This is a genomic window from Intrasporangium sp. (assembly GCF_039812505.1).
Classification (GTDB): domain Bacteria; phylum Actinomycetota; class Actinomycetes; order Actinomycetales; family Dermatophilaceae; genus Intrasporangium_A.
Map to the genome: position 1 here is coordinate 1 of NZ_JBDIAQ010000134.1, position 9,806 is coordinate 9,806.

Below are 9,806 nucleotides of genomic sequence, written 5' to 3' on the forward strand. Positions count from 1 at the left end.
GGGCGCTCAAGCCTCTCTTGCGGGGCGCGGCGGACTCCTCTGCTGAGGAGCAGGCCGCACGAGAGCGCCGGGCGCAGATCCCGTTGCTGCTGAGCCGCCGATGAGAATGTGTGCGGGAGCCTGCGTGCCGGCTCGGAGGTGTCGGGCGCTACGGCTCGCGGCGAGTCCGCGACTGGTGGTGGTGTACCACATCGGATGAGGCCGCCGTCTGTCACGGTCGCTGGACACCGTTATGAAGCCCCGTCCTGACGACGGGGATGAGCCCGCCAGTACCGCCCTACCGTGCTGAAAAGGCTCGCCGCAATGAAGCCCCGTCCTGACTACGGGGATGAGCAACAACGTCGAGGCGTGGCGTGACGCCCATCACCGGGTTCGGAGTGGCGGAGCCTGAGCGGCTCCGCCACTTCAGCGGCCCAGAAAACTCCGTCATCCGCAACCGCTGACGACCAACCATCAGAAGCCGGCGCTCTCTTCCAACCACCCGATAGGTTCATCTCGGTGGGGCGGGCCTCATTGCGGCTGATGCTTGGTGGCCGGGGAGGTCGCGGCCCAGAAGTCCTTCCCGCCCCCAACTCATCTGTGACGAGCGTCACCGGTGCCGTGGTGGACTCGGGTCGACCTTGGAATCTCACCCTCGAGCGCGCTCCTATCGACGGCCATCCCTGGGAATCGGTGTCACCACAGCCGGGTTACATAGGGGGTTGAAGGGAGGGGTGCCATGTCCGGGTCACCGTGGATGATGATGCGGTCGCTCTCGCGCGACGCGTCCGTGAAGGACGCCACCCTCGCGCCCGGGACCCGGCGCCGGGTGTTCGGCTACGCGCGTCCGTACCGCCGCCCCATCGTGGCCTTCCTGCTCGTGGTGGTCCTCGACTCCATCCTCGTGGTGGCCGTCCCCCTGCTGCTGAAGGACATCATCGACGACGGTGTCATCCCGCACGACTCGTCCGTCGTCGTCCGGCTGGCCGTGGTCGTGGCCGGCATCGCCATCCTGGACGCGGTCCTGACCGTGATCTCTCGGTGGTTCTCGGCCCGGATCGGCGAGGGCCTGATCAACGACCTGCGCTGCGAGGTGTTCGGGCACGTGCTGCGCCAGCCGATCGCCTTCTTCACCCGGACCCAGACCGGTTCGCTGGTCTCACGGCTCAACAACGACGTCATCGGCGCCCAGCAGGCCTTCACCTCGGTGCTGTCCAACGTCGTCAGCAACGTCGTCTCGGTCGTGCTCGTCGTCGGCGCGATGCTCGCCCTGTCCTGGCAGCTGACGCTCGGCGCGCTCGCCCTCGTGCCGCTCTTCCTCATCCCGGCCAGGTTCATGGGGCGTCGCCTGGCCGCGCTGGCGCACCGGCAGATGGTGCTCAACGCCGACATGGGCACCCGGATGACCGAGCGCTTCAACGTCGCCGGGGCCCTGCTCGTGCGCCTCTTCGGCGACCCCGCCCGCGAGCGCGCCGAGTACGCCGAGCGCGCCGGCAACGTCCGCGACATCGGCGTCGAGATCTCGCTGAACCGCTCCTTCTTCATGGCTGGTATGACGTTCATCGCCGCGGCCGCGACCGCCATGGTCTACGGCTTCGGCGGGCTGATGGCAGTGGCCGGGTCGCTGACGGTCGGTACGCTGCTCGCCCTCGCGGCGCTGCTGGCCCGGCTCTACGGGCCGCTCACCTCCCTGTCGAACGTGCGGGTCGACGTGATGACCGCGCTGATCTCCTTCCAACGGGTCTTCGAGGTGCTCGACCTGCAGCCGCTGGTCGACGAGCGGCCGGGTGCACGGCCCCTGCCGGCCGGACCGCTCGGCATCGAGCTAGACGACGTGACTTTCCGCTACCCGTCCGCCGACGAGGTGTCGCTCGCCTCGCTCGAGTCGATATCGACCGGCGATCGGCGGGCCGGCGGCACGGTGCTGCACGGCGTGTCCCTCGCCGTCGAGCCGGGTGAGCTCGTCGCGCTGGTCGGTCCCTCGGGCGCCGGCAAGACCACTCTGACCTCGCTGGTGGCGCGCCTCTACGACCCGACCTCCGGCACCCTCCGCGTCGGCGGAGCCGACCTGCGTGGCGTCACGATGGCCTCGCTGCGGGACCGCATCGGTGTCGTCACCCAGGAGGCCCACCTCTTCCACGACACGATCCGGGCCAACCTGCTCTACGCTCGGCCCGACGCCACCGCCGGGGAGCTCCGTGACGCCCTCGAGGCCGCCCAGATCGCCCACCTCGTCGACGACCTGCCCGAGGGCCTGGACACCGTGGTCGGCGACCGCGGCCACCGACTCAGCGGCGGCGAGAAGCAACGCCTGGCGATCGCCCGGCTGCTGTTGAAGGCACCCGACATCGTCGTGCTCGACGAGGCGACCGCGCACCTCGACTCCGAGTCCGAGCTCGCGGTCCAGCAGGCCCTCGACGCGGCGCTGCAGGGGCGGACGTCGCTGGTCATCGCCCACCGGCTCTCCACGATCCGGCAGGCCGACCTGATCGTCGTGCTCGACGAGGGCCGGGTCGTCGAGACCGGGCGCCACGAGCAGCTGCTCGCGGCCGGAGGACTCTACGCGCACCTGCACGCCACCCAGTTCGGCCGCTCCCGGGACGGTCACGCCCGGCACGGGTTGCCCGGCGTGCCGGACGGAGCGCACGACGGGTTCGAGCCGGTCGCCCAGGCGCACAGCGCTCAGTAGTCCTCCTCGTCCCAGATCCGGACCTTCTTCGGCTTCGGCGGTGCCGGCGTCCCGTCGCCGGCCGCACCCCTCGCCAGCAGCTCGCGGCGCATCGCCCAGATGACGAACGCGATCCCGCCCGGCATCGTGATCCACCACTGGATCGCGTACGCCTGGTGCGGGCCCAGGTCCTGGGTCGGGCGCGGCAGCAGCGTCACCGGATGACCCGAGGAGGCGGTCGGCGGTGACTGCGACCCGAGCACCAGGTAGATGTCCGCCGGGCCGACCGCCGGCCGCTGGGCGCGCGCGTCCGCGACGTTGATGCTGGCCAGCTGGCCCGCGGGCAGGTCGCGCCCGAGCGACGGCTCGCCGGTGCGCAGCCACCCCGTGACCTCGACCGGGCCCGGCGGCGCCGCGTCCACCCCGGGGACCTCGGCGGCGGTCGTGGCGTTCGGCACCCAGCCGCGATCCACCAGGAGCGTGCCGGAGCCGGTGGTCAGCGGCGTGAGCACCTCGAAGCCGGGGACGGTGTCGAGCGTGCGGTTGCGCACGAGCAGGTCGGCGTCAGCGGCATACCTGCCCTGCGCGGTGACCCGCGTCCACTGGTCCTCGGGGCGCAGCGGACGCTCGAGCAGCGTCGGCGTCAGCGGGACGGGCGCGGCGTCGTAGTTCGTCGCGATCGCGGTGGCCTTGGTCTGCTTCTCGACGTACCGGCCCCACTGCCACCGGCCGAGCATGAAGCACGCCATCGCGAACACGATGGCGAGCAGGGTGCCGACCAGCCATCTGCGGGTCAGCCACAGGCGCAGCACCCCTGCACGGTACCCGGCTTACAGTAGGGCGTATGACGCACCCGCTGCCGCTCGCCCGCCCGGCCGGCCTCGTCGACCAGTTCGGTCGCGTGGCGCGCGACCTGCGCGTGTCGGTGACCGACCGCTGCAACCTGCGCTGCACCTACTGCATGCCCGCCGAGGGGCTGCCGTGGCTGCCGAAGGCCGAGATGCTCACCGACGACGAGCTGCTCCGGGTCATCGGCGTGTTCGTCCGCGACGGGGTGACCCAGGTGCGGCTGACGGGCGGCGAGCCGCTGCTGCGGCGCTCCATCGTCGAGCTCGTCGCGGGCATCGCCGCGCTTACCCCGCGCCCGCGGATCGCCATGACCACCAACGGCGTCGGCCTCGCGCGGGTCGCCCAGGGCCTGGCCGACGCCGGCCTCGACCGGGTCAACGTCAGCCTCGACACGATCGACGCCGAGACGTTCACCCGGCTGACCCGCCGCGACCGGATCGACGACGTCGAGGCGGGCCTGAAGGCGGCGGCCGACGCCGGCCTGACCCCCGTGAAGGTCAACGCCGTCGCGATGCGCGGCGTCAACGACGAGGCGGTCGCCGACCTGCTCGGCTGGTGCCTCGACCGCGGCTACGAGCTGCGGTTCATCGAGCAGATGCCGCTCGACGCGCAGCACGCCTGGGACCGGCGCGACATGGTCACCGCAGAGGAGATCCAGGCCCGCCTGTCCGAGCGGTACACCCTGACCCCGCTGCCCGCTGCGGACCGGGGCAGCGCCCCGGCCGAGCGGTTCCTCGTCGACGACGGGCCCGGCACGGTCGGGATCATCGCGAGCGTCACGGCGCCGTTCTGCGCGGCGTGCGACCGCACCCGCCTGACGGCCGACGGGCAGGTGCGCAACTGCCTGTTCTCCCGGACCGAGACCGACCTGCGCACCCCCCTGCGCGCCGGGGCCAGCGACGAGCAGCTGCGCGACCTGGTCCGCGGCGAGATGTGGCGCAAGCGGCGCGGGCACGGCATCGGCGACCCCGACTTCGTCCAGCCGGACCGGCCGATGAGCGCCATCGGCGGCTGAGCCGCTGGCCGCACCGCGGCGCGCACCGGGCCGGCCGGGCCGGCTCACCGTGTCAGGTACTGGATCGCCAGGCTCGAGACCGACACGACCACCCACAGCACCGCGCCCAGCAGCAGCGGCCGGAAGCCGGCGCGCCGCAGCGCCGCCAGGTCGGTGGTGAGCCCGATCGCGGTCAGCGCCATGGTGATCAGGAAGACCGCGGCGAACTGCAGCGGGTCCTGCATCCCGCCCGGGACCAGGCCGAGGCTGTTGAGTGCGGCCGCGACGAGGAAGCCGACGAGGAACCACGGCACCAGCCGCTTCTTGGGGACCTTCGCCAGCAGCCCGCCCGGGCGCTGCCCGTGGTCCCGCCGCGCGACGAGCACGCTGAGCCCCAGACTGACGGGGATGATCATCAGCGTGCGGGTCAGCTTGACCACCACGGCATGGTCACCGGCCTCGTTGCCGAAGACGGTCGCCGCCGCCACGACCGAGGACGTGTCGTTCACGGCGGTGCCCGCGAACAGGCCGAAGGCGTCCTGGCTCATGCCCAGCAGGTGGCCGAGCGGCGGGAAGAGCAGCACCGCGGTGACGTTGAACAGGAAGATGGTCGAGATGGCGTACGCGATGTCGTTGTTGCGAGCCCGGACCACCGGGGCCACCGCGGCTATCGCGGAGGCGCCGCAGATGCCCGTCCCGACGCCGATCAGCGTGCGCAGGTCGCCGTCGATGCCGAGCAGGCGGCCCACGTAGTAGCACGCGACGAGACAGATGACGAGCGTGCCAACCATGGTCGGCAGCGAGCTCGCGCCCACCTGCGCGATCTGCGCGAGGGACAGCCGGAAGCCGAGCACCACCACCGCCAGCTGCAGGACCGTCTTGGCGCAGAACCGGATCCCCGCCGCGAGCCGGTCGGGCACGCGGACGACCTGCGAGACCACCCCACCGATGACGACCCCGGCCACGGGGCCGCCGACGATGGGCGCCAGAGACCCGAGGTACGTGGCGCAGACGGCGATGCCTGCGACCACCAGCAGACCCGGGACCAGCGCGGCGGCCCGGCGGCGGTCGGCGGTGGTCATTCCGGAATCCTCCTGCAAAGCGTCGGCCGGCCCCGGAGGGGCGGCGGGTGATCCGGCGGTCAGCCGTCGGCGTCGGTCAGATCCTCCACCGGGATGACCTCGATCAGGAAGCCCCGCAGCGCGACGAAGTCGGCCAGCGACTGCCGGTGCAGCTCGCAGGCCAGCCACACCTTGCGGCGGTCCGGCTTGTGCAGCTTGGGGTTGTTCCACACGACCGCATGGCGGGCGACGGCGCGGCAGCCCTTGGCGCTGCAGACGTACGCCGCCGGCTCGTCCGGGCCGGTCACCGGCCGAGCTGCTTCGTCTTGTCCTGCTCCGGGGTGACTGGCGTGATGTGGCCGTCCTCGCGCGGGCGGACCGCGTTCGCGATGACCACGGCGAAGTAGGGCAGCGCGACCGCCGCGATGATCTCGACCCAGCGCAGCCATCCGCTCGAGACGAAGACGAGGCCGAAGCAGACGATACGGATGCCCATCATCGTCAGGTAGCGCCGGATGCGCTGCGCCTGGTCGTCGGTGCTCGACGTCTGTGCCGAGGTGACGGTGTGGACGACCGGTGCCTGCTTCCCATGTCCCACGCTTCAACCATAAGCCCCGCCCCGACCGGGTATACCCGCCGGTAGTCCGTTACCGTGCCGCCCAGCGACATCACCGCGAAATCACCGAAACCGACGAGGGAGACAGGGTGACCACGACCGAGCAGCGCAACGTCCTCGTGACCGGCGGCAACCGGGGGATCGGGCTGGCCATCGCCCGCGCCCTGGCCGCCGACGGCCACCACGTCGTGGTCACCAACCGTTCCGGAGACGCCCCCGAGGGGCTGGCGGCCGTACGGTGCGAGGTGACCGACTCCGCCTCCGTCGACCAGGCCTTCAAGGACGCCGAGCAGATCCTCGGCGGGCCGGTCGAGGTGCTCGTGGCCAACGCCGGGATCACCCGCGACACCCTGCTGATGCGGATGAGCGACGACGACTTCGACGCGGTCATCGACACCAACCTGGCCGGCGCGTTCCGGTGCGCCCGCCGCGCCGTGACGGGCATGATCCGGCGCCGGCACGGCCGGATCATCCTGATCTCCAGCGTGGTGGGCCTGTACGGCTCGCCCGGGCAGACCAACTACGCCGCCTCCAAGTCGGGGCTGGTCGGCCTGGCCCGGTCGATCACCCGGGAGCTCGGCGGGCGCGGCATCACCGCGAACGTGGTGGCGCCCGGCTTCATCGAGACGGACATGACGGCGGCGCTGCCGGAGGCGCAGCAGAAGGCATACCTGGCCAGCATCCCCGCCGGCCGGTTCGGCCGCACCGAGGAGATCGCCGAGGCCGTGCGGTTCCTGGCCAGCGACGCGGCCGGCTACATCACCGGTGCGGTGATCCCCGTCGACGGGGGGCTGGGCATGGGGCACTGACGCCGGTGGGCGGCATACGACATCATCGGTATGCCGCCCAGCTCGCTCGCGTGCGCAGCTGACCTCCCCTACGAGAAAGTGACAGGCATGGGAATCCTCGAAGGCAAGAAGATCCTCGTCACCGGCGTCCTGATGGACAGCTCGATCGCGTTCCACGTCGCCAAGATCGCCCAGGAGGAGGGCGCCGAGGTGGTGCTCACCTCGTTCGGGCGCACGATGCGCATCACGCAGACCATCGCCAAGCGGCTGCCGAGCACGCCGGAGGTGCTCGAGCTCGACGTCAGCGACCAGGGCCACCTCGACTCGCTGGCCGAGCGGCTCGGGCAGCACGTCGACCGGCTCGACGGGGTGCTGCACTCGATCGGGTTCGCCCCTCCCGGCGCCTTCGACTTCATGTCCGGCACCTGGGAGGACGTCGCGACGGCGGTGCACATCTCCGCCTACAGCCTCAAGTCGCTGGCGGTCGCGGCGCTGCCGTTGATGAGCGAGGGCGGGAGCCTGGTCGGGCTGACCTTCGACGCCCAGTTCGCGTGGCCGGTCTACGACTGGATGGGCGTCGCGAAGGCCGCCTTCGAGTCGACGAACCGCTACCTCGCGCGTGACCTCGGGCCCAAGGGCATCCGGTGCAACCTGGTGTCCGCGGGGCCGATCCGCACCACCGCGGCCAAGTCGATCCCGGGGTTCGAGCAGTTCGAGCAGGTCTGGAGCGACCGGGCGCCGCTCGGCTGGGACATCCGCGACGCCGTCCCCGCGGCGCAGGCCTGCGCGGTGCTGCTGTCCGACTGGTTCCCGGCGACCACCGGCGAGATCGTGCACGTCGACGGTGGCGTGCACGTGATGGGGCAGTGAGCGGGGTCGGGTCGTCGCCCGCGGCTACTGGCTCGACAACTGGGTGAGACCCGCGGCTGACGGCTCGGTCGAAGCCCCGTCCATGGCGTCGGCCTCCTCGATCTCCTCGCGCGAGATGCCGAGCAGGAACAGGACCGAGTCGAGGTAGGGCACGGTCACCGACGTGTCGGCCTGCTCCCGGACCAGCGGCTTGGCGTTGAAGGCGACCCCGAGCCCGGCCACCGCCAACATGTCGAGGTCGTTCGCACCATCCCCGATCGCCACGGTCCGGCTGAGGGGCAGCCCCTCCAGGTCGGCGAACTCGCGCAGCGCGCGCGCCTTGCCGGCGCGGTCGACGACCTCGCCGAGCACCCGCCCGGTCAGGGCGCCGTCGGCGATCTCGAGGCGGTTCGCCCGGGCGTGCTGGATGCCGAGCTCGTCCGCGAGCCCGCCCACGATCTCGATGAACCCGCCCGAGACGAGACCGACGGTGTAGCCGAGCCGCTTCAGGGTGCGCACGAGGGTCCGGGCGCCGGGGGTGAGCACGATGGCGTCCCTGACCTCGTCGAGCACGGCGGCCGGCAGCCCGGCCAGGACCGCGACCCGGGCGCGCAGTGACTGCTCGAAGTCGAGCTCCCCGGCCATGGCCCGGGCCGTGACGGCGGCGACCTCGGGCTCGCGGCCGCAGTGCCCGGCCAGCAGCTCGATGACCTCCTGCTGGATCAGCGTCGAGTCGACATCCAGCACGACCAGGCGCCGGCCCAACCGGGCGAGGCCACCGGGGGCCACCGCGATGTCGATGCCCTCCTCGGCCGCGACGAGGGCCAGGCGGGTGCGCAGCAGCTCGACGTCGGCGCCGGAGATGCCGAACTCCACCGTCGTGACGGGGTAGCGCGAGAGCCGGCGGATCCGGTCGATGTTGGCCCCGTGCTCGGCGATCTGCCGGGTGACGAGGGAGACGGCCCGCGCCTGCAGCGGTGCGCCGAGCACCACGACGGCGGCCCGGCCGTGCCGGGGCCGGGCGTTGTCCCCGGCGCCCCGGGTGACGCTGAGGGTCAGGTCGAGCCGGTGCGCGGCCACGGCCGCCGCGTCACGCAGGCGCTCCAGGGCGGCGTGGGCGCCCGCCGGGTCGGGGGAGGCCGGCCGGAGCAGCAGGGCCAGGGTCAGGTGCTCGTGCACGACGACCTGCTGGATGTCGAGCACCTCGGCCCCGACCTGCGCCACGGCACCGAGCAGGGCCCCGGTCACGCCGGGCCGGTCGGTGCCGGTCACGATGAGGCTGAGGGTGGTCGGCCGGCTCGTCTCGCTCACGCGAGCAATGTACGCGAGCCGGGCCTGCCCGGCGGGCGCCGGCGGGCGCCCGGGGTGCGGTATGCCGCCGAGCCGGCTCGGCGGCATACCGGCTCGTCGCGGCGGTGCGGCAGAACCGGGAGCTCGTGGTGGTGCCACGGTGGCTGCGGGTGCCGATGGTGGTGCGCGCGCTCGCACCCGGGACGTATGCCCGGCTCGCGTCACCATGGGGGTGAGGGCGCCCGGTGCGGGGTGCGGGCGAGCGCGTCACGCGCGCGTCGAGCCCGGGCGGCTCGCCGCTCTCGAGGGCGAGGTCTGGAACCGCGCCGCGACCCCACGGACTATCGGGCCGCGGCGGGATTGTGGGTGGTGTCCTGCCCGGGAGGCCACGGACTATCGCGCCGGGGCTGGATTGTGGGTGCTCTGGGTCCCGGGAGGGCACAGACCGTCGCGCACGCGCCTGGATTGTGGGTGGTGTACTGCCCGGGGGGTCACCCACTTTCGCGCCGGGGCTGGATTGTGGGTGGTGTACTGCCCGGGAGGCCACCCACTTTCGCGCCGGGGCTGGATTGTGGGTGGTGTACTGCCCGGGAGGCCACGGACTATCGCGCCGCGGCCGGATTGTGGGTGGTGTCCTGCCGCGGTATGCCGCCGAGCCGGCTCGGCGGCATACCGCACGATCACGCGGGGCCGGGACTGCCCACTCGACCGA

General features: G+C 72.3%; 9 protein-coding genes. 4 read left to right on the top strand and 5 right to left on the bottom strand.

Annotated elements, in window-relative coordinates; translation table 11 throughout:
• Positions 1 to 718 precede the first annotated feature (718 nt).
• Positions 719 to 2,668, top strand: coding sequence for an ABC transporter ATP-binding protein (locus tag WMI84_RS14475; RefSeq protein ID WP_347354354.1), 1,950 nt, complete (start codon positions 719 to 721; stop codon positions 2,666 to 2,668).
• On the opposite strand, the gene WMI84_RS14480 is transcribed toward WMI84_RS14475, so the two are convergent.
• On the bottom strand, positions 2,662 to 3,459 hold the full coding sequence (locus tag WMI84_RS14480) for an SURF1 family protein (RefSeq protein WP_347354355.1): 798 nt from the start codon (positions 3,457 to 3,459) through the stop codon (positions 2,662 to 2,664). The two genes, WMI84_RS14475 and WMI84_RS14480, sit on opposite strands and share 7 nt — an antisense overlap.
• Before the next feature lie 32 nt (positions 3,460 to 3,491).
• Here WMI84_RS14480 and moaA point away from each other — a divergent pair, with 32 nt between their 5' ends.
• The gene (moaA, locus tag WMI84_RS14485) at positions 3,492 to 4,511 is read left to right on the top strand and encodes a GTP 3',8-cyclase MoaA (protein WP_347354357.1); all 1,020 of its coding nucleotides are present in this window, start codon (positions 3,492 to 3,494) and stop codon (positions 4,509 to 4,511) included.
• Between the two features lie 44 nt (positions 4,512 to 4,555).
• Here moaA and WMI84_RS14490 read toward each other — a convergent pair whose 3' ends face one another.
• The 3 genes from WMI84_RS14490 to WMI84_RS14500 are packed head-to-tail and all read right to left on the bottom strand — an operon-like array spanning position 4,556 to position 6,149.
• Positions 4,556 to 5,572 (bottom strand): YeiH family protein, encoded by a 1,017-nt coding sequence (locus tag WMI84_RS14490; RefSeq protein ID WP_347354359.1) that lies wholly within the window; start codon positions 5,570 to 5,572, stop codon positions 4,556 to 4,558.
• A 59-nt stretch (positions 5,573 to 5,631) separates the two neighbouring features.
• A complete protein-coding gene (locus WMI84_RS14495) occupies positions 5,632 to 5,859 on the bottom strand; it encodes a hypothetical protein (RefSeq protein WP_347354361.1) in 228 nt (75 codons plus the stop codon).
• On the bottom strand, positions 5,856 to 6,149 hold the full coding sequence (locus tag WMI84_RS14500; RefSeq protein WP_347354363.1) for a DUF3099 domain-containing protein: 294 nt from the start codon (positions 6,147 to 6,149) through the stop codon (positions 5,856 to 5,858). The genes WMI84_RS14495 and WMI84_RS14500 overlap by 4 nt, the downstream gene beginning before the upstream one ends.
• 107 nt (positions 6,150 to 6,256) lie before the next feature.
• Between WMI84_RS14500 and fabG the strand changes: the two genes are divergently transcribed.
• Together fabG and fabI are read left to right on the top strand one after the other, a co-directional pair.
• A complete protein-coding gene (gene fabG, locus WMI84_RS14505; protein WP_347354365.1) occupies positions 6,257 to 6,976 on the top strand; it encodes a 3-oxoacyl-[acyl-carrier-protein] reductase in 720 nt (239 codons plus the stop codon).
• Between the two features lie 87 nt (positions 6,977 to 7,063).
• Entirely contained in the window at positions 7,064 to 7,825 is a 762-nt protein-coding gene (gene fabI / locus WMI84_RS14510; RefSeq protein WP_347354367.1) for an enoyl-ACP reductase FabI, read from the top strand.
• A 24-nt stretch (positions 7,826 to 7,849) separates the two neighbouring features.
• Here the strand turns inward: fabI and serB are convergent, their stop codons facing one another.
• The gene (serB, locus tag WMI84_RS14515; RefSeq protein ID WP_347354369.1) at positions 7,850 to 9,115 is read right to left on the bottom strand and encodes a phosphoserine phosphatase SerB; all 1,266 of its coding nucleotides are present in this window, start codon (positions 9,113 to 9,115) and stop codon (positions 7,850 to 7,852) included.
• Positions 9,116 to 9,806: the final 691 nt, after the last annotated feature.